This window comes from Streptomyces sp. NBC_00158, from assembly GCF_045160885.1.
GTDB lineage: Bacteria > Actinomycetota > Actinomycetes > Streptomycetales > Streptomycetaceae > Streptomyces.
In genome coordinates, this window is record NZ_CP108161.1 from 7,021,550 (window position 1) to 7,040,367 (window position 18,818).

18 protein-coding genes are annotated in these 18,818 nt (G+C 75.5%); 9 read left to right on the plus strand and 9 right to left on the minus strand.

All coding sequences use genetic code 11. The features are described 5' to 3' along the window. Window positions 1–2: 2 nt before the first annotated feature. Together OG553_RS32130 and OG553_RS32135 are read right to left on the minus strand one after the other, a co-directional pair. Entirely contained in the window at window positions 3–1,343 is a 1,341-nt protein-coding gene (locus OG553_RS32130) for an MFS transporter (protein WP_405982351.1), read from the minus strand. Continuing rightward, window positions 1,340–1,954 (minus strand): TetR/AcrR family transcriptional regulator, encoded by a 615-nt coding sequence (locus tag OG553_RS32135; RefSeq protein WP_405982352.1) that lies wholly within the window; start codon window positions 1,952–1,954, stop codon window positions 1,340–1,342. The genes OG553_RS32130 and OG553_RS32135 overlap by 4 nt, the downstream gene beginning before the upstream one ends. A gap of 120 nt (window positions 1,955–2,074) precedes the next feature. Here OG553_RS32135 and OG553_RS32140 point away from each other — a divergent pair, with 120 nt between their 5' ends. From OG553_RS32140 to OG553_RS32155, 4 genes are all read left to right on the plus strand, one after another. Next, window positions 2,075–2,428 (plus strand): PRC-barrel domain-containing protein, encoded by a 354-nt coding sequence (locus OG553_RS32140; RefSeq protein ID WP_405982353.1) that lies wholly within the window; start codon window positions 2,075–2,077, stop codon window positions 2,426–2,428. A gap of 10 nt (window positions 2,429–2,438) precedes the next feature. Next, window positions 2,439–3,353, plus strand: a complete 915-nt coding sequence (locus tag OG553_RS32145; RefSeq protein ID WP_405982354.1) for an oxidoreductase — start codon at window positions 2,439–2,441, stop codon at window positions 3,351–3,353. A 55-nt stretch (window positions 3,354–3,408) separates the two neighbouring features. Then, entirely contained in the window at window positions 3,409–5,466 is a 2,058-nt protein-coding gene (locus tag OG553_RS32150; RefSeq protein ID WP_405982355.1) for a prolyl oligopeptidase family protein, read from the plus strand. A gap of 96 nt (window positions 5,467–5,562) precedes the next feature. Next, window positions 5,563–6,732: a PP2C family protein-serine/threonine phosphatase gene (locus OG553_RS32155; RefSeq protein ID WP_405982356.1), complete on the plus strand. Its 1,170-nt coding sequence runs from the start codon at window positions 5,563–5,565 to the stop codon at window positions 6,730–6,732. 16 nt (window positions 6,733–6,748) lie between these two features. Here OG553_RS32155 and OG553_RS32160 read toward each other — a convergent pair whose 3' ends face one another. From OG553_RS32160 to OG553_RS32170, 3 genes are all read right to left on the minus strand, one after another. Further along, window positions 6,749–8,818 carry a SpoIIE family protein phosphatase gene (locus OG553_RS32160; protein WP_405982357.1) on the minus strand — a complete coding sequence of 690 codons (2,070 nt, stop codon included), beginning with the start codon at window positions 8,816–8,818 and terminating at the stop codon, window positions 6,749–6,751. Window positions 8,819–8,979: 161 nt separating this feature from the next. Next, the gene (locus OG553_RS32165; protein WP_405982358.1) at window positions 8,980–9,480 is read right to left on the minus strand and encodes a hypothetical protein; all 501 of its coding nucleotides are present in this window, start codon (window positions 9,478–9,480) and stop codon (window positions 8,980–8,982) included. Window positions 9,481–9,642: 162 nt separating this feature from the next. Further along, window positions 9,643–9,894, minus strand: coding sequence for a hypothetical protein (locus OG553_RS32170; protein ID WP_405982359.1), 252 nt, complete (start codon window positions 9,892–9,894; stop codon window positions 9,643–9,645). A 175-nt stretch (window positions 9,895–10,069) separates the two neighbouring features. Here OG553_RS32170 and OG553_RS32175 point away from each other — a divergent pair, with 175 nt between their 5' ends. From OG553_RS32175 to OG553_RS32185, 3 genes are all read left to right on the plus strand, one after another. After that, window positions 10,070–10,711: a pyridoxamine 5'-phosphate oxidase family protein gene (locus OG553_RS32175; protein ID WP_405982360.1), complete on the plus strand. Its 642-nt coding sequence runs from the start codon at window positions 10,070–10,072 to the stop codon at window positions 10,709–10,711. Between the two features lie 74 nt (window positions 10,712–10,785). Next, window positions 10,786–11,523 carry an SOS response-associated peptidase gene (locus OG553_RS32180; RefSeq protein ID WP_405982361.1) on the plus strand — a complete coding sequence of 246 codons (738 nt, stop codon included), beginning with the start codon at window positions 10,786–10,788 and terminating at the stop codon, window positions 11,521–11,523. 43 nt (window positions 11,524–11,566) lie between these two features. Next, the gene (locus OG553_RS32185) at window positions 11,567–11,992 is read left to right on the plus strand and encodes a GNAT family N-acetyltransferase (protein ID WP_405982362.1); all 426 of its coding nucleotides are present in this window, start codon (window positions 11,567–11,569) and stop codon (window positions 11,990–11,992) included. Between the two features lie 3 nt (window positions 11,993–11,995). Here the strand turns inward: OG553_RS32185 and OG553_RS32190 are convergent, their stop codons facing one another. Genes OG553_RS32190 through OG553_RS32200 form a run of 3 tightly spaced genes read right to left on the minus strand, consistent with a single transcriptional unit; the run spans window position 11,996 to window position 14,535 of the window. Beyond that, window positions 11,996–13,141 (minus strand): sulfite oxidase, encoded by a 1,146-nt coding sequence (locus tag OG553_RS32190; RefSeq protein ID WP_405982363.1) that lies wholly within the window; start codon window positions 13,139–13,141, stop codon window positions 11,996–11,998. A 4-nt stretch (window positions 13,142–13,145) separates the two neighbouring features. Beyond that, window positions 13,146–13,775, minus strand: coding sequence for an HAD family hydrolase (locus OG553_RS32195; RefSeq protein ID WP_405982364.1), 630 nt, complete (start codon window positions 13,773–13,775; stop codon window positions 13,146–13,148). A 4-nt stretch (window positions 13,776–13,779) separates the two neighbouring features. Continuing rightward, the gene (locus tag OG553_RS32200) at window positions 13,780–14,535 is read right to left on the minus strand and encodes a DeoR/GlpR family DNA-binding transcription regulator (protein WP_405982365.1); all 756 of its coding nucleotides are present in this window, start codon (window positions 14,533–14,535) and stop codon (window positions 13,780–13,782) included. Between the two features lie 72 nt (window positions 14,536–14,607). Here OG553_RS32200 and OG553_RS32205 point away from each other — a divergent pair, with 72 nt between their 5' ends. Further along, window positions 14,608–15,864, plus strand: a complete 1,257-nt coding sequence (locus OG553_RS32205; protein WP_405982366.1) for an MFS transporter — start codon at window positions 14,608–14,610, stop codon at window positions 15,862–15,864. Here OG553_RS32205 and OG553_RS32210 read toward each other — a convergent pair. Beyond that, entirely contained in the window at window positions 15,840–16,514 is a 675-nt protein-coding gene (locus OG553_RS32210) for a TetR/AcrR family transcriptional regulator (protein WP_405982367.1), read from the minus strand. The genes OG553_RS32205 and OG553_RS32210 overlap by 25 nt on opposite strands. A gap of 124 nt (window positions 16,515–16,638) precedes the next feature. On the opposite strand from OG553_RS32210, the gene OG553_RS32215 reads away from it, so the two are divergent. Then, a complete protein-coding gene (locus OG553_RS32215; RefSeq protein WP_405982368.1) occupies window positions 16,639–18,786 on the plus strand; it encodes an MMPL family transporter in 2,148 nt (715 codons plus the stop codon). Window positions 18,787–18,818 lie beyond the last annotated feature (32 nt).

Here is an 18,818-nt window from a genome sequence, read left to right on the forward strand (position 1 = left end):
CCTTAAGCCCGCGCCCCCGCCGGCGCCGCCGCCCGGTCCCGGCCGGGCAGCAGCCAGGCCGCCGCCAGGCCGAGGGCGGCCAGTGCCGCCAGGGCCGCCAGCGGCCGGCCCGCCGCGCCGGCGCCGGTGGCACCGGCCCCGGCGCCCGCCGCCACGGCGATCCCCAGACTCGGGCCCACGTTCATCGCGGTCTGCTTGAGCCCGCCCACCACCCCCGCATAGCCGGCGGGGGCGTCGCCGACCACGGTCCCGGTGGCGGTGACCATCACCGCCGCGAACCCGGCCCCCAGCACCCCGAACGCCGCCCCGCCGCCCCCGCCGAGCCCGGTGATCCCCAGCACCACCAGCGCCGTGCCCGCGAGCGCCGTCCGCCGGGGCCCGTACCGGCGCAGCGCGGCCGCCGCGACCGGCGCCCCGGCCACCATCAGCGCGGTCAGCGGCAGCACCCGGATCCCGGTGTCCAGGGGGCTGAGGCCCCGTACGTCCTGGAGCAGGAACGTGGCCGTGAACAGGGCGCCGAACATCCCGGCCGACACCGCCAGCAGCAGCGCAACCGCCGCCGCCACGGGCCGCGACCGGGCCACGGCCGCCGGTACGAGGGGCAGTTCGGCCCGCCGCTCACCCCGTACGAACAGCACCCCGAGCCCGGCCGCCGCCGCGAACCCGAGCAGCACCGGCGCGGCCGTCCACCCGTACTCCGGTACGCCGGACAGCGCGTGCACCGCCGCCGCCAGGGCGGCCGCGAGCAGCACCGGACCGGCCGGCCCCAGCCGCCCCGGCTCCCGCGGCTGTGGCGCGGGCACCCGTACGGCGAGCGCGAGGGCGGCGATCAGGAGCGCGGCCGGCACGTTGAGCAGGAACACCGCCCGCCAGTCCAGCAGTGCGACCAGCACTCCGCCCAGCAGCGGCCCCGCCGCCGCGGCCGCCCCGATCGCGCCGGTCCGCACCGCCACCGCCCGGCCCAGGCGCTCCGGCGGGTACGCCAGCCGCAGCAGCGCCAGCGTCGCGGGCTGCAACAGCGCCCCGAACAGCCCCTGCACGGCACGCAGCGCGATCACCCAGCCGACCCCGGGCGCCAGCGCGATCCCCGCCGACGCGGCGGCGAATCCGAGCACGCCCGTCAGCAGCAGCCGGGTGTGCCCGTAGCGGTCCCCGAGGCGCCCGGCGACGACCAGGAACGCGGCGACGGCGAGCAGGTAGGCGGTGGACGTCCACTGCACCTGCGCGACTCCGGCCCCCAGGTCGCGGCGCAGGGCCGGCTGCACCACGACCAGCACCGTGCCGTCGAGGGCGACGAGCATCGCCCCGGCCGCGCTGACCAGCAGCGCGAGTCGCTCCCTCATGCGGGCCCAGCCCCCAGGTGCGCGTCCAGCACGGCGTCCACCAGCGCGTCCAGACGCCGGGCGCCCCCGTCCTCCGCGCCGGTGCCGAGGACCAGGGGCAGGCTGCCGTAGGCCCACAGCTGCGCCACCCCGTGCAGCCCCGCCCACAGCGCGGCCGCCGTCACCTCCGGCTCCGCCGCCCCGCACGCCCCGACGAGCCCGGTCAGCAGGGCGAACAGGGGCAGGGTCTGCTCCCGCAGCCGGGGGCCGCCCGAGGACTCCTGTCCGGTGCTGTCCAGCAGGTCGTGCCGGAACATCAGCTCGAACATGCCGGGCTGCTCCAGCGCGTAGCCCACGTACGCCCGTCCCAGTGCCCGCACGTGCTCCCGCGGCGCGGGCCGCTCGGCACCCGCCGCGAGGAAGCGGGCGCCGAGGTCGCCGAAGCCGCGCCGGGCGATGGCAGACAGGAGCGAGTGGTGGGTGGGGAAGTAGCGGCGGGGCGCCCCGTGGGAGACGCCGGCCCGGCGGGCGATCTCCCGAAGGCCGAGGGAGCCGGTCCCCCCGGCCGTGACCAGCTCCACCCCGACGTCGATCAGCCGCTCGCGCAGCGGCGCATCCGGTTCCGTAGACATAGACAGTGTCTACCATGCCGCGTAGACACTGTCTATCTCTGCCTGTCACTGTCCGAACCTCCGGGTTCCGGCGTCGGCCCGCGGGTAGGCGCCGCCCGGGGGCAACAGGAGGAGGCCGTCATGGGAACCGGAATCTGGGGCTACGGACACCGGGCGGGGTACGCACCCGGCACCGACCTCGTCGGGTACGAGGTCGAGGCCGCCGACGGCTCGATCGGCAAGGTCGACCGGCACACGGACGACGTCTCCCGCTCCTACCTCGTCGTCGACACCGGCCCCTGGATCTTCGGCCGCAAGGTCGTCATCCCCGCCGGCGTGGTCTCCCGCGTCGACACCGGGACCGGGACCGTGCACCTCGGCTGCACCCGCGACCAGGTCAAGGACTCGCCCGACTACGAGAAGAACGGCCGCCACGAGGACGAGCCCACCTTCGTGCGGCTGATCGAGACCCACTACGCCAACCCGCACATGTGATCATCTCCGGATGACAACGGAAACGACCACCGCAGCCGCGTCCGGAACATGGACCCTCGGCGACCTGAAGGTCAACCGCATCGGCTTCGGGGCCATGCGCCTGCCGCAGAACGGCGCGGCGCTCCAGGCGGCCGCCGCCTCCGGCGACCGCGACCGGGCGATAGCGGTCCTGCGCCGCGCAGTGGAACTCGGCGTGAACCACATCGACACCGCCGCCTTCTACTTCTCCCCGCTCCGCTCCGCCAACGAGCTCATCAACAGCGCCCTCGGCGGCCCCTACCCCGACGACCTCGTCATCGCCACCAAGGTCGGCCCCGCCCGGGACGCCTCCGGGGAGTGGGTCCCCCACGCCGGCCCCGGACAGCTGCGCGGCCAGGTCGAGGAGAACCTGCGCCAGCTCGACCGCGACCACCTCGACGTCGTCAACCTCCGCGTCCTCGGCACCGACTCCCTCGCCGAGCGCTTCGGCGTCCTCGCCGAACTGCGCGAGGCCGGCCTCATCCGTCACCTCGGCGTCTCCAACGTCACCCCCGAACAGCTCGCCGAGGCCCGCTCCATCGCACCGGTCGTCTGCGTGCAGAACATGTACGGCATCGGAGTGCGGCCCGAGCACGACGCGTTCGTACGCTCCTGCGGGGAGCAGGGCATCGCCTTCGTGCCCTTCTACGCCATCGCCGCCGCCGGCCGCGAGGGCGGCGCGACCGGCGGGGAGAGCGGGGAACTGCTCACGGTCGCCCGCGCCCACGGCGCCAGCCCCGCGCAGGTCCGCCTCGCCTGGACGCTGCACCGCGGCCCCCACGTCCTGGCCATCCCCGGCACCGGCAACCCCGGCCACCTCGCCGACAACGTCGCCGCGGGCGACCTGCGCCTCACCGAGGAGGACCTGGCCCTGCTGGAGCGCGTCCACCACGCGCCCGCGGAGTAGGGCGGCACCGGCGGGCGGGCGGCCCCCGCCCGCCCGCGTCCGGCACAATCGGCGGATGAGCGAACAGACCCCCGCCGGCGCCGCCGGCCCGCACGACCACGACCCCTACCTGTGGCTGGAGGACGTGGAAGGAGAGGACGCGCTCTCCTGGGTCCGTGAGCGCAACGCCGAGACCGTCGCCGCGCTGACCACGGACCCCGGCTTCAAGGTGCTGGAGCGCGAGGTGCGCGAGGTCCTCGACGACGACCGCCGCATCCCGTACGTGACCCGGCGCGGCCGCCACCTCTACAACTTCTGGCAGGACGCCGCCCGGCTGCGCGGCGTCTGGCGGCGCACCACCCTGGAGGAGTACCGCACCGGGAACCCGGCCTGGGAGACCCTCCTCGACCTCGACGCCCTCGCCGACGCCGAGGGCGAGAAGTGGGCCTGGGCCGGCAGCGCCGTACTCGGCCCCGAGTACCGCCACGCCCTGGTCATGCTCTCCCGCGACGGCGCCGACGCCTGCGTGGTCCGCGAGTTCGACCTGCACACCCTGGAGTTCGTCCAGGACGGTTTCGCCGTCGACGAGGCCAAGACCCGGGTCGACTGGATCGACGCCGACCACCTCTGGATCGGCACCGACTTCGGCCCCGGCTCCATGTCCTCCTCCGGCTACCCCCTCCAGGTCCGCCGCTGGCGCCGCGGCACCCCCCTCGCCGAAGCCGAGAAGGTCTACGAAGCCGGTCCCGGGGACCTGTCCGCCAGCGGCTGGCACGACGACAGCCCCGGCTTCGAACGGGACTTCGTGACCCGGCAGATCGACTTCTGGAACGGCGAGCTGTACCTGCTCCCCGAGGAGCCCGCCGCCGCCCCCGAGAAGATCGACGTACCGGACGACGCCGGCGCCGGGATCCACCGCCGCTGGCTGACCGTCCAGCCGCGCACCCCCTGGCTCGGCCACCCCGCCGGCAGCCTGCTCGTCTTCGACTTCGAGGACTTCCGCGCGGGCGGCCGCGAGGCGGAGGTCCTGTTCACCCCCGACGAGCACACCTCCCTCGCCGGCTACAGCTGGACCCGCAACCACCTCCTGCTGAGCACCCGCGTCGACGTCTCCTCCCGCCTGGAACTCCTCACCCCCGGTCCGGACGGCTGGACCCGCGCACCCCTGGACGGCGTACCCCCGCTGTCCACGGCCTCGGCCTGGGGCACCGACCCCGACGAGAGCGACGAGTACTTCCTCGACGTCACCGGCTTCCTCCAGCCCTCCACCCTCTCCCGCGGCGAGGCCGGAACCACCGGGACCGAGGTGCTGGGGCAGGCCCCCGCCCTCTTCGACACCGCCGGGCTCCGCGTGAGCCAGCACTTCGCCGCCTCCGCCGACGGCACCCGGATCCCGTACTTCGTCGTCGGCCCCGAGGACCGGCCCGGCCCCGGCCCCACCCTGCTCTACGGCTACGGCGGCTTCGAGGTCTCCATGGTCCCGTACTACAGCGCCGTCAACGGCCGGACCTGGCTCGCGCGCGGGGGCACGTACGTCGTCGCCGGCATCCGAGGCGGCCGCGAGTACGGGCCCGCCTGGCACCAGGCCGCCCTGGGCGCGGGCCGGGTCCGCGCATTCGAGGACTTCGCCGCCGTCGCCCGCGACCTCACCGAGCGCGGCATCACCACCCCCGCCCAGCTCGGCATCGAGGGCGGCAGCAACGGCGGCCTGCTGATGGGCGCCATGCTCACCCGCGACCCCGGACTGTTCGGCGCCGTCGTCTCGCACGTGCCCCTGCTGGACATGCTCCGCTTCCACAAGCTCCTCGCCGGAGCCAGCTGGACCGCCGAGTACGGCAACCCCGACGACCCCGCCGACCGGCCCCACCTCGAACGGATCTCCCCGTACCACCGGATGACCGCCGACGGGCCCGCCTACCCGCCCCTGTTGCTGCTCACCTCCACCCGCGACGACCGCGTCCACCCCGGCCACGCCCGCAAGGCCGCCGCCCGGCTGCGCGAACTGGGCCACCCCGTCCTCTTCCACGAGCACATCGGCGGCGGCCACGCCGGCGCCACCGACCACCAGCAGACGGCCTTCAACGAGGCCCTCGTCGCCACCTTCCTCTGGGAGCGCCTCACCCCCGCCAGGTGACCGTCCGGCGTGCTCCACCGGCCCCGCCGCGCCCGGGCTGGTGCAATGGGGGGACCGGCGGCCCGCAGGGGGCCGCCCGCCGGCCGGAGGAGACGTTTGTCGGACCGCGACGCCCACGCACCGGACCCGGACGGGGCGCTGGAGGCCATCGGCACCACCGACGACGAGCGCACCACCTGCCGGGAACTGGCCGCCTTCCTCTTCCGCACCCTGTGCGACGCGGCGGCCGTCGACCTGACCGCCGACGGCCGTACCGAGCGGGTGGCCGCCGCCGGGGCCACCGGGCTGCTGCGCGCCCCGGGCCCCGCGGTCCGGCCCGCCGTCCTCGCCCTGGACGGCGGCCATCCGCTGCGCAGCTGGACGCTGCGCCCGGGCGGCCCCCCGGTGCACGGCCTCTCCGTCGAGCTGGCCCGGCACGGGACCTCGTACGGCACCCTCCTCGCGGCCCGCACCGGCACCGCCTTCACCGACCGCGAGGCCGCCGCCCTGCACTTCGCGGCGCGCGTCGCCGCCCTGCACATCCGGCACGCCCGGCGGCTCGCCGCCACCGAGTCCGTCGCGCTCGACCTCCAGCGGGCCCTCGTCGCCGACCCCGGCCGGCCGCACCCGAACCTGCTGGTCGCCGGCCGCTACCTGCCGGTCGGCCCGAGCGCACTGGTCGGCGGCGACTGGTTCGAGACGGTCCGGCTGCACTTCGGACGGACCCTCCTGGTGGTCGGCGACGTCATGGGGCACGGCCTGCACGCCGCAGTGGACATGAACGCCTACCGCTCCAGCCTGCGCGAGGTCGCCTCCACCGAGCTCGCCCCGCACCGGGTGCTGCGCCAGCTCGACGCCCTCGTCGCGGAGGACTCCGCCCGCCGCGCCGCCACCTGCCTGCTCGTACGCGTCGACCCGGCGCGCGGCACCGCCCTGTACGCCAGCGCCGGCCACCTGCCGCCCGCCGTGTTCGCGGCGGACGGCACCGGCCGGCTGCTCGACGTGCCGGTGGGGCCGCCGCTGGGCACGGGACTGGGCGGGTACGAGTCGGCGGCCCACCCCCTCGGCCCCGGCGACACCCTGGTCCTCTACACCGACGGGCTGGTCGAGCGGCGCGGCGAGGACATCGACCGCTCCCTCGCCCGGCTCACCGGCCTGCGGCTGCCGGTCTGCGGGACGGCCGAGGAGGCGGTGGACGCCGTGGTGGCGGGCCTCGACGCCCGCCACGCCGAGGACGACGTCGCCGTGCTCGCCGCCCGGATCCGCTCGCGGGGCGTGCCGGGCTGAGGGCCCGGCAGGGGGTTCAGCCGAGGGCGCGGGCGACGAGGAGGGCCACGTCGTCGTGCGTGTCGGGACGGCGCAGCGCCGACAGGAGCAGGTCGCAGGTCTCCTCGATGGGCCGGTGGGGGCCGGCGAGCAGGTCGGTCAGGGTCAGCAGGCGGGTGTCGATGTCCTGGTCGCGCGTCTCGATCAGCCCGTCGGTGTAGAGCACCAGCTCGTCGCCCTCGCCGAGGGTCACGGCGGTGTTCCCGAAGGGGACCCCGCCGACGCCCAGAGGTACCGCCGTCGGCAGCCGCAGCAGCCGGGGCGGGCGGCCGCCGCGCAGGTGCACGGGCGGCAGGTGGCCGGCGCTGGAGATGTGGCACAGCCGGGTGTGGGGGTCGTAGACGGCGTAGACGCAGGTGGCCATGGCCTCGCCGAGGTCGCCGGTCGCCGCGTCGAGGTGGGTGAGCACCGTGGCCGGGTCGAGGCCGAGGCGGCCCAGCGCGCGGGCGGTGGCCCGCAGCTGGCCCATGGTCGCCGCCGCGTTGATGCCGCTGCCCATCACGTCGCCGACGACCAGCGCGGTGCGGTCACCGGTGAGCGGGATGACGTCGAACCAGTCGCCGCCGGTCTCGTCGGCCGCGCCGGCGGGCTGGTAGCGGTAGGCGATGTCCAGGCCGGGGGCCGCGGGCGGGTGCTGGGGCAGCAGGTGGCGCTGGAGGGCGAGGGCCGCGTGGCGCTGGCGCTGGTACCAGCGGGCGTTGTCGATGGACACGGCCGCGTGGGCGGCGAGTTCGGAGGCGAGGAGCACGTCGTCGGGTCCGAAGGGCACCGGGTTGCGGGCCCGCTTGAGGTCGAGGGTGCCCAGGACCTGCCCGCGGGCGATCAGCGGCACCGCCAGGTACGAGTGCACCCCCGCCTCGCCCAGCAGCCGGGCGGCGGCCTCGTCGCGGGCGATGCGGGGCAGGTCCTCGGGCCGCACGTGCGGGACGAGTTCCGGCCGCGCGGTACGGGCGCAGCGGGCCACCAGCCGTTCGGGGCCGTACGAGGCCACGTCGCCGACGGGGTCCGCCGCCGCCTCGGCGGGCGTCCGGTACGCCGATTTCACCGCGAGCGCGCGGAAGCGTACGCCCTGCTCGTCGCCGGCCTCGCCCGGCCGGGGGCCCGTCAGCATGGTGTCGAGGACGTCCACGGCCGCGATGTCGGCGATCTCCGGGACGGCGACGTCGGCCAGCTCCCGGGCGGTGATGTCCAGGTCCAGGGTGGTGCCGATGCGTACGGAGGCGTCGGCGATCAGGGCGAGGCGGCGGCGGGCGTGGGCGGCCGACACGGCCGCGCGGTGCTGCTCGGTCACGTCCACGACCGACACGGCGACGCCGATCACCCGGGCGGACTGGTCCTCCAGCCGGTAGATCGACACCAGCCAGGCCCGCTCACCGGAGTCCTCGGAGATCACGCCGGTGGTGAAGTGGTCCAGCAGGGGCAGGCCGGTCGCCAGCACCTCCCGCATGCCGGCCTCGACCGCCGCCGCGTCCAGGAAGGGCAGGATGTCGGCGATCCGGTGCCCGATGTGGCGTTCGGACGGCACTCCGTTGATGCGTTCCAGGGCCGGGTTGACCAGGACGTACCGCAGGTCGGTGTCGAGGACGGCGAGCCCGATGGGGGACTGGTCGACCATGCGCAGGGACAGGGCCAGGTCCCGTTCGACCCGGCGCAGGGTGGCCTGCTCGGAGGCCAGTCCCAGGGCGTAGAGCCCGCCGTTGGCCGCCTGGAGGCGCATGTTGCGGAACTCCACGAGGACCATGTGGCCGTCCCGGTGGCGCACGGGGAAGGAGCCCGCCCACGCGCCCTGGCCCCACATCACGCGGGCGAACAGCTCCAGGACCTCCTCGCGGTCCCGTTCGTCGACCAGCAGCGTCGCCGCGTACTGTCCGAGGGCCTCCTCGGCGGAGTAGCCGAAGAGGGTCTCGGCCTGGGGGCTCCACAGGCTGATGCGGCCCTCGGCGTCCAGGACCACGGCGGCCACCCCGAGCACGTCGAGCAGGCCGCCGGCTGCCGGAGATCCTGCTCCGGGGCCGCCGGACGGCGGTTCGGGCTGCGCATCGGCCATCACCGGCGCCTCCTCACCCGGGCGGACTCCCACCATGCTGCTGCCCCGGCGCGGCCCCGGCGACCCGGTAGCGGCCATCGGGTGGTGGTGCGTCCCCCGCGCGCGGCACGCCACCGCCGTCCGGAGCGGGCGTCGGTGGCGTGCCGGCGGGCGCGGGCCGGTCAGTGGAAGAGCATGGACGCGCCGCCGGCCGCCGTGGTGACGGATCCCGGGCACAGGAAGCTGCCCGAGCTCTTGGTGGCGGTGAACGCGCGGTTGACGTACTTCCCGGTGGCCGCGTCGCGGTCCCACAGGATGTTGGTGGCCTTGTAGCGGCAGGAGACGAAGCTCTGCTGGCCGGTGATGTCGATCAGGTCGGTGCGGGCGGAGGCGCCGGTGGCGTCGAAGGTGAACGCCGGGTTGTTGTTGAGGGTGGCGGTGATGCCGCCGTCGCAGGCCAGGTTCCCGCCCGGCTTGTTGATGCTGGTGCGGTCGACGGTGAGGGCGCTGGGGGGATTGGCGCTGGTGCGGGCGTTGGTCCAGGTGCAGGTGTTGCCCGCGACGACGATGACGCCGTCGACCTTCTGGTCGGCGGCGGTGGCGAAGGCGGCGGCGCTCGTGACACTGCCGGCCGTGGCCGCGAGGGCCAGTGCGGCGACGGCGAGTTTCGCACGGTGCATCATGTCGCTCCTCTGTGACACGTCCTTGTGGGGGTGTGGTGCGAGGGCGGTGCGGAGTGCGCCACGGAATGTGTCACAGCGGTCTTGAAATGTCATGCACGCGTCATGCATTGGCCGGAATGAGGCCCTGGGGGGAGGGGCGGGGGCGGGGGTGGGGCGGTGGGGTCAGGGGACGTCGGTGTCCGTCGGCTCGGCCTCGTAGACGTGCGGGGCGTCCCCCTGCCACTCGATGAGCGCCTGCCCGCCGCCGAGCACCACCTCGTCGGGGTCCGGGACCTCCGCGCGGCGCAGGAACTCGATCACGTCCGCGTCGGCGTGCGCCGTGCCGAGGGCCGCGTCGCGGTCCTGGACGCGCAGGGTGACCCGGCGGCCGCCCGAGGGGGAGATGCGGTGGACGACGATCGGCGCGTGCTCCATCCCTCCACCCTGGAGCCGGTCCGCCGCCCGCGCATCCGGGCGCGGGCCGCCCCGGTGGTCCACCGGGATGCCGCCCGGGGGCGGCGCCGCCCCCGGACCGAGCCGGAACGATCATGAGATAGTCGCAGCGGGGGCCGGGCCGTCGGCCCACCGAAACGATCAGGGGGACCAGAGCGTGGAGCCGACCGAAGCCGTGCCCGTCGTCGAGATCACCTCCGAGGCCGAACTGCGCGAACTCCTCGGCCCGGTGGCCCCCGTGGCCGCCCGCAAGGAGCGCCGCTCCCTGCACGAGCACCACCGGCAGTGGATCGCCCGTTCCCCGCTCTGCCTGATCGGCACCTCCGCCGCCGACGGCAGCTGCGACGTCTCCCCGAAGGGCGACCCGCCCGGCTTCGTCAAGGTCCTCGACGACACCACCCTCGTCATCCCCGACCGCCCCGGCAACCGCCGCGCGGACGGCTACCGCAACGTCCTGGCCAACCCGCACGTCGGACTGCTCTTCCTGGTCCCCGGCCGCGGCGACACCCTCCGCGTCAACGGCCGGGCCCGGCTGCTGCGGGACGCCCCGTTCTTCGACACGATGACCGTCCAGGGCCACCGGCCCGCGCTCGCCCTGCTCGTGGAGACGGAGGAGGTCTACTTCCACTGCTCCCGCGCATTCCTGCGCTCCGGACTGTGGCGGACGGACACCTGGGACCCGGAGGCGGCGCCCTCCCGGGCGGTCATCTCCAAGGCACTGGAGAAGCCCGAGCAGTCGCTGGAGTACCTGGAGCGCTACTACGGCCCCGACTACGGCCGCGACGACCTGTACGGCTGACACAGCTGACACAGCTGACACACCGGGCCCCGGGCCGCGCCCCCGGGCGCGGGCCGCGTGGCAGGCTGGGGGACATGTGCGGCCGATACGTCTCCACCCGGAGCCCCGAGGACCTGTCGGGCCTCTTCCAGGTCCCCGCTCCCGCCCCCGACCTCGTGCTCCCGCCCAGCTGGAACGTCGCCCCGACGGATCCGGTGTGGGCGGTCCTGGAGCGCGCCGACCGGGAGAGCGGGGTCCTGGAACGGCGGCTGAGGGCGCTGCGGTGGGGCCTCGTGCCGTCCTGGTCGAAGGGGCCGGGCGGCGCGGCCAGGATGATCAACGCCCGGGTCGAGACGGTGGGGGAGAAGCCCGCCTACCGCCGGGCCTTCGCCAAACGCCGCTGCCTGCTGCCCGCCGACGGCTTCTACGAATGGGAGGCCGTCCCCGCCTCCGGGGCCGCGAAGGCGTACAAGCAGCCGTACTTCATCAGCCCCGAGGACGGCACGGTGATGGCGATGGCGGGCCTGTACGAGTTCTGGCGCGACCCCGCCGTCACCGACGCGGACGACCCGGCCGCCTGGTGGGCGACCTGCACCGTCATCACCACCGAGGCCACCGACGCCGCCGGCCGCGTCCACCCCCGGATGCCGCTGGCCCTCGCCCCCGCCGACTACGACGCCTGGCTCGACCCCGCGCACGAGGACGCCGACGCCCTGCGCGCCCTCCTCGCCGCCCCGGCCGGGGGCCGCCTGACGGCCCGCGCGGTGAACACGGCGGTCAACAACGTCCGCAACAACGGCCCCGAGCTCCTCGAAGACGCCCGGCCCTCCTGAACCACCGCCAGCCCACCCCCGACCCCTCACGGACAGGACCCACATGACCCCCGGCACCGCGAACACCGCCTACGAGATCGGCTCCGGCGTCCCCGACGTGCCCACCTACCGCCGGCTGCGCGGCGAGAGCGGGCTCGGCGCCAAGAGCGTGGAGGGCGCCGCGCTCGGACTGCCGAACTCCTGGTACTGCGTCACGGTCCGGCACGGCGCCGAGACCGTCGGCATGGGCCGGATCATCGGCGACGGAGGCTGCTTCCTGCAGATAGTCGACATCTGCGTGCTCCCCGAGCACCAGGGCCGGGGCCTCGGCAAGCAGATCATGGCGGAACTCACCGCCGAGCTGGAACGGCGCGCCCCGCAGGGGACGTACGTGTCCCTGATCGCCGACGGCGACGCCCGGCACCTCTACGCGAAGTACGGCTTCGCCGAGACCGCACCCGCGTCCGTGGGCATGGCCCGCCTGTTCTAGGCGCTATCGGGGGTCCGCGCCGTGGGGCAGCACCACCACCGGCACCCGCTGGACCAGGTTGTTGCCGAAGCCCCCGCGGTTCCAGGGCTGTTCGAGGGGCTGGGTGCGGCCCGCCGCGTCCGTGGCGCGGACCACGAGGGCGTGGCGGCCTGGCACGGCCGTCCACGGGGCGCTCCAGGCCTGCCACGCCCAGCTGCCCGGCTCCCGAGCCGCCACCTCGGCGTCAGCCCACGTACGGCCCCCGTCGCCGCTCACCTCGACCCGGGTCACCGGCCCGTACCCCGACCAGGCGCGTCCCTCCAGCCGTACGGGCCCCGGGCGCACCACCCGGACGCGGGACATGAAGTCGGGGAACCCCGGCGGGACCATCAGGGCCCTCGGCGCGATCCGGGTCACCGGCTCGCCGGGGTCCTCGGCGGTGGCCCGGTACCGGTAGGCCACGGCCTGCTGGAAGCCGGTGAAGGGCTCCTCGGCCAGGGTGACGTCCCGCAGCCACTTCACGTGGGCCATGCCGTACCAGCCCGGTACCACCAGCCGCAGCGGGAAGCCGTGCTGCGGCGGCAGGGGCGCGCCGTTCATCGCGTACGCGAGCAGCACCTCGGGGTCCGAGCCGGTGGCGACCGGCAGGGGCAGGCTGCGCCGGTAGTCCTGCTCCACGCCGCGCTCCACCCCGTGGTCGGCGCCGGTGAACACCGCCTCCACCGCGCCCGGCAGCACCCCCGCCTCCCCGAGCACGGTCCGCAGCGGCACCCCCGTCCAGTCGGCGGTGCCCACCGCCTCGACCAGCCACGGCTGGCTCACCGGCCGGGGCGTCAGCCGGGCCCGCCCGTTGCCCGCGCACTCCATCGTGACCCGCCGGGTGACGGCCGGCAGCGCCCGCAGGGCGGCCAGGTCCAGCGACAGCGGCGTCCGCACCCGGCCGCCGACGCCGAGCCGCCAGCCGCCGGCGCCGGGGTCCGGGCCGGCGTAGGGGATGTCGTAGTGGACCAGCACGTAGTGCAGTCCGGGCGGCGTGACCTCGTACCGCAGCGCCTCCAGCGGCAGCCCGTGGTTGCGCGCGGCGAGGGCCAGTTCCTCGGCGCTGATGCCCTCGCCCTCGCCCGCCACCCGCCCGGGGGCGCTGACGCCGTTCAGGGGCGCTTCGTCCATCCCCTCATGGTCGCGCCCCGGGACGGCCGCCGCCCGCCGTGCGGGCGAGCTCCTCGCGCAGCGCGGCCGCCGAGGTGAAGAGGTGGCCCCGGATGCCGAGCGCGCGGGCGGCGTCGACGTTCTCCTGCCGGTCGTCGACGAACAGGACCCGGCCGGGTTCGGCGTCCAGCGCCCGCAGGCACCACGTGTACGCGCCGGGCGCCGGTTTGGCGTGGCCGATCCGGCAGGACAGGCCCCGCACCTCGAAGTGCCCGAGCCAGGGGTGGTGGCGCTCGTAGTGGGCGGCGAGCTCCTCGGGGATGTTCGACAGCAGCGCGATCCGCCGTCCCGACGCGGCCAGTTCCCCGACCAGGTCCACCATCTCCGGGTCCACGGCGCTCCAGCTCGCGATGTCGGCCGCCACGAGCACGGCGATCCGCTCCGGTCCGAAGGCGGTCCCGAGCGCTTCGGCCACCAGGCGCCAGTACTCCGGTCCGTCCACCGCCCCGCTGTCGTAGGGCGGCCGCAGCGCCCAGTACGCCTCCCAGAACGGGCCCTCGGGCGCCCCGGCCGCCTCGACCAGGCGCGCCCTGCCCCGCGGCGACTGGTGGCGGGCGATGACGCCGAACATGTCGAAGAGCAGGATCGCGTCCATCGCCTCACACCTTCCGTACGGTGACGCCGGCGGCGGCCAGGGCGTCGGACTCGTCCTGCGGCGCCCCCTCGTCGGTGACCACGGCGTGCAGCGCGGAGGCGGGCAGCACGTGCGCGAGGGCGGTGCGCGAGAGCTTCGCGGACTCGGTGACGGCGATGACACGGCGCGCGGAGGCGATCGCGGCGCGCTTGACGGCGGCGTCGGCGAGGTCGTAGGCGGTCAGGCCGTGCTCCGCGCTGAGGCCGCAGCAGCCGATGACGGCGGTGTCGAAGCGCAGGGCGGCGAGGGAGGCCTCGGTCAGCGGCCCGGTGAGGGCGAGCTCGCCCTTGCGGGGCGCCCCGCCCGGCAGCAGCAGCGTCAGCCGGGGCGCGTCGGCGAGGGCGTTGGCGGCGTGCAGGGACAGCGGCATCACGGTGAGCCTGCGGTGGTGCAGGGCGCGGGCCACCTCCAGGCAGGTGGTCCCGCTGTCCAGGACCACCGATTCCCCGTCCGCCAGCAGGTCCGCGACCTCGGCGGCGATGCGCCGCTTGGCCTCCAGCCCGTCGCGGGCGCGCAGCGGGAAGGGCGTCTCCTCCCCGCGCAGGAGCAGGCTCCGGGCCCCGCCCCGGTAGCGCTCCAGCACCCCCTGCTCGGCGAGGGCCTCCAGGTCGCGGCGGACGGTCATCTCCGAGGCGCCGGTGAGCTCCGCGAGCTCCGTGACGCTGCGGCTGCCGCTCGCGCGGACGGCGTCGGTGATCTGCCTCAGGCGGTCTGCACTCATACCCGAATTGAACATTACCGATGTTCGAAAGGCAAGTTTCGAACATCAAGCATGTTTGTTATGTTCGATCGCATGGAGCGAATCGCACACGGAACCGGACCCCAGGGGCCTCCCCCTTCCACTCGCCTGCGGAAGGGACGGCGGGCCACCTTCGCCTGCTTCGCCCTCAACGGCTTCCTCATGGGCATGTGGATCGTGCACATCCCGGTGGTGCGGCACCACGCCGGTGCCGACCACGCCCTCCTCGGCTGGCTCCTGCTCCTCCTCGGCGCCGGGGCCTTCGCCGGCATGCGGCTGGCCGGACCGCTCACCGACCGCTTCGGCGCGCAGGTGACCGTCCCCGCCGGAGCCGCCCTGTGCGCGCTCGCGCTGGTGCCGCCCGCCTGGGCGGCCGACGCGCCCGCGCTCGGCGCCGCGCTGCTGCTGCTCGGCTTCGGCAACGGCTGCCTCGACGTCGGCATGAACGCGCACGCCGTCCAGGTGGAACGCGACTACGGGCGCCCCGTCATGTCCGCCTTCCACGCCGTCTTCTCCGTCGGCGGCGCCCTCGCCGCCCTGACCGGGTCCGCCGCCCTGGGCCTCGGCCTCCCGGCCGCCGCCACCCTCGGGGCCACCGCCCTCGGCGGCCTCCTCCTCGCGCTCCTCGCCGCCCCCGGCCTGCTGGACCCGGACCCTGCGCCGGACCCCGCGGCCGGTCCCGAGCCGCTGCCCGGGCCGACCGGCCCCCGGGCCGGGCGCCCCGCCCGCCGGGCCGCGCCGCGCGTGCGGATGCTCGCCGCACTCGCCTTCCTGCTGATGCTCTGCGAGGGCGTCGCGGCCGACTGGAGCGCGCTCCACCTGGAGGACTCCCTCGGCGCGCCCGCCGCCACCGCTGCCCTCGCCTACGGGGCCTTCGCCACCGCCATGACCGCCGGCCGGTTCCTCGCCGACCGGGTGGCGGCCCGCAGCGGACCGGTCGCCGTCCTGCGCCACGGAGCCTCCCTCGCGGCGGCCGGCCTGGCCCTGGCCGTGGCCGCGCCGGGCGTCCCCGCGGCCCTCGCCGGCTGGACCCTCTTCGGAGCCGGCCTCTCCGGCTGCGTACCGCAGCTCTTCAGCGCGGCGGGCCGCGCGGACCCGGCGGCCGCCGGGTCCAACGTCGCCCGGGTCGCGGGCCTGGGCTACCTCGGCATGCTCGCCGGCCCCGCCCTGATCGGCCCGCTGACCCGCCTCGTGCCGCTCGGCCCGGCCCTCCTGCTGCCGGTGGCCTGCTGCGCCTTCGCGGCCCTCGCCGCCGGCGCGCTGCGGCCGCGGGGTCCGGCCCGGCCTCAGCCGATGGTGTCCGAGAGGTAGCCGCGCAGCGCGCGCTTGAGCTCGCGCGTCATCGCCGCCCGCTCCGCGCCCTCGGCGGCGACCACCAGGGGCACCACGGCCTGGAAGATCCGGATCCCCACGAGGGCCGTGCGCGAGCGCTCCGCCGCGGGCAGCCGCGGCGCGCGGGCGGCGATCACGGCCTCGACCCGGGCCAGCAGCGCCGACTGCACCGGCAGCGCCGCGTCGGCGAGTCCGGCGGGCATGTCCGTACGGGCGAACAGCGCCTTGAAGCCGGGGTTGGCGACGTTGAAGGCGAGGATCGGGTCCACCATCCGGTCCAGCAGCTCCTCCAGGGGCAGCGAGGTGAACCGGGCCTCGTCGAAGGCCTCCTGGTGGGCCGCCCGCAGCTGGGTGACGAAGCGGTCGGCGAGCGCCCGGGCGAGGGCCTCCTTGTTGGAGAAGAACTGGTAGAGCGAGCCGGGCGAGATGCCCGCCTCCGCCGCGATGGCGATCGTGGTCGCCTTCTCGTAGCCGGCGCGGGCGAAGACCACCGCCGAGGCGTCCAGGATCTGCGCCATCCGCTGCTCGCCGCGGGCCTGCCGCCGCCGGGCCGCCGGCCGCGCCTCCGGGGTGGCGGCCGCCTCCTGCGCGGTGTCCGGAGTGCCCGTCGTGCGCGCCTCTCCCGCCATGTGGTCCTCCGTCAGATCTCAGCCCGTGGGCACCGGTTGAAAACACGAATGATCATTCGTAATCTCGCCGCCATCGCGAAAGAACGCGAATCATCATTCGTAAATCTTACCGGTAGGGGGAACCGTGCTCGGCAGGTTCATCGCGGAGCGGGCGAGGTGGATCGTCGTCGCCGGCATCGCCGTCGCGCTCCTCGCCGGCGCCATCGGCGCAGGCACGCTCAATGCGCTCTCGCTCAACCGCTTCGAGGCCCCGGGCTCGGAGTCCATGCGGGTGCGCGACGTACTGGCCCGGGACCACCACACCGGCAGCCCCAACCTGGCGCTGCTGGTGACGGCCCGGCAGGGCACCGTCGACGACGCCCCCGCCGCCCGGGCCGGACGGGAACTCGCCCGGGAACTCGCCGCCCGCCCCGGAGTCGGCCGGGCCTGGTCGTACTGGACCGCCGGCGGCCCCGAGACCCTGCGCGGCACCGACGGCCGCCAGGCCCTCGTCCTGGCCTGGATCCCCGGCGACGCCGACCGCGTGCGCCGCGAGGTCCTGCCCGCACTGGCACCGGAGTTCACCCGCACCACCGACGTCGTCGAGGTCGAGGTCGGCGGCGGGGACGAGGTCTTCCGCCAGGTCATGCAGCAGGCCCGCCAGGACTTCCTGCGCGCCGAACTCGTCATCCTCCCCCTGGTCCTGCTCCTGCTCTGGGTGGTCTACCGCCGGATCTCGGCCGCGCTGCTCACCGTCGGCATCGGACTCTTCGCCGTGCTCGGCTCGCTCGCGCTGCTGCGCGCCGTGGTCGCCTTCACCGACGTGTCCGCCTTCGCCTCCAACATCGCCCTCGTGATGGGCATCGGACTCGGCGTCGACTACGGCCTGTTCGTCGTCTTCCGCCACCGCGAGGAACTGCGGCGCGGCCTCGGCGTCGCGGAGGCCGTGGCCCGCACGGTGCGGGGCGCGGGCCGGACCGTGCTCTTCAGCGGGGCGACGGTCGCCGCCTCCCTGTCGGTGCTCCTTGCCTTCCCCTTCCCCTTCCTGAGCTCCTTCGCCTACGCGGGGGTCGCGGTCGTCCTGGCCGCCGTCGTCGGTGCGACCGTACTGCTGCCCGCCTCCCTGGCCCTCCTCGGACACCGGGTGGAACGGCCCGGACCCGTACGCCCCGAGACCGAGGGCTTCTGGTTCAGGACCGCGACCCGGGTGATGCGCCGCCCGCTGGCCTACGGCGGCGCCGCCCTCGCCCTCCTGCTGCTGCTCGGCGCGCCCTTCCTCGGCGTACGGTTCGGGCTGCCCGACGACCGGGTCCTGCCCGCGTCGGCGCCCGCCCGGCAGACGCACGACCAGGTCCGCGCCGGCTTCACGGCCGAGGAGGCGGACGCCGTCCAGCTCGTCACGGCCGCCGCGGACCCCGCAGCCGTCGCCGGATACGCGGCCGCGCTCTCCCGGATCGACGGCGTCGCCCGCGTCGACTCGTCCGCCGGGTCCTTCCGCGCGGGGAGCCCCGGGGGCCCGGCGCGGGCCGGGGAGTTCACCGCCGCCCGGGGCGGCGGACAGCGGATCAGCGTCGTGCCCGCCTCCGCCCGGCTGGAGTCCGACCCCACGGGCCTGGTGCGCGAGATACGCGCCCTGCCCGCACCCTTCGCCGTGGAGGCCGGCGGTTACCCCGCCGAACTGACCGACTACCGGGACGGGGTGACGGACCGGCTGCCGCTGGTCGCCGCGCTGATCGTGGCGGTGAGCTTCGCCCTCCTCTTCCTGATGACCGGAAGCGTGGTCGCCCCGCTCAAGGCCACCCTGCTCAACCTCCTCAGCCTGTCGGTGATGTTCGGCGTCCTCGTCGCGGTCTTCCAGGAGGGGTTCCTCTCGGACCTGCTCGGCTTCACGCCCACCGGGACGATCGAGCCCAGCGTCCCCATCCTGATGTTCTGCATCGCGTACGGGCTCTCCATGGACTACGAGGTCTTCCTCCTCGCCCGCATCAAGGAGGAGTACGACCGCACCGGTGACGCCCGCGCCTCCGTACCCCTCGGGATCGCCCGCAGCGCACCCCTGGTCACCGCGGCCGCCCTCGTCCTCGCGGCCTCCTTCGCCGCCTACGCCACCGGCCAGGTCGTCTTCCTCAAGCAGCTTGGCGTCGGCACGGCCCTGGCCGTGGCGGTGGACGCGACCCTGATCAGGGGCGTGCTCGTACCCGCCCTGATGCGCCTGGCCGGCCCGGCCAACTGGTGGGCCCCGGCCCCCCTGCGCAGGCTGCACGAACGCATCGGCCTCTCCGAGCACGGGTAGCGGGTCCGCCGGCCGTGTCGCGCCGCCGCGGT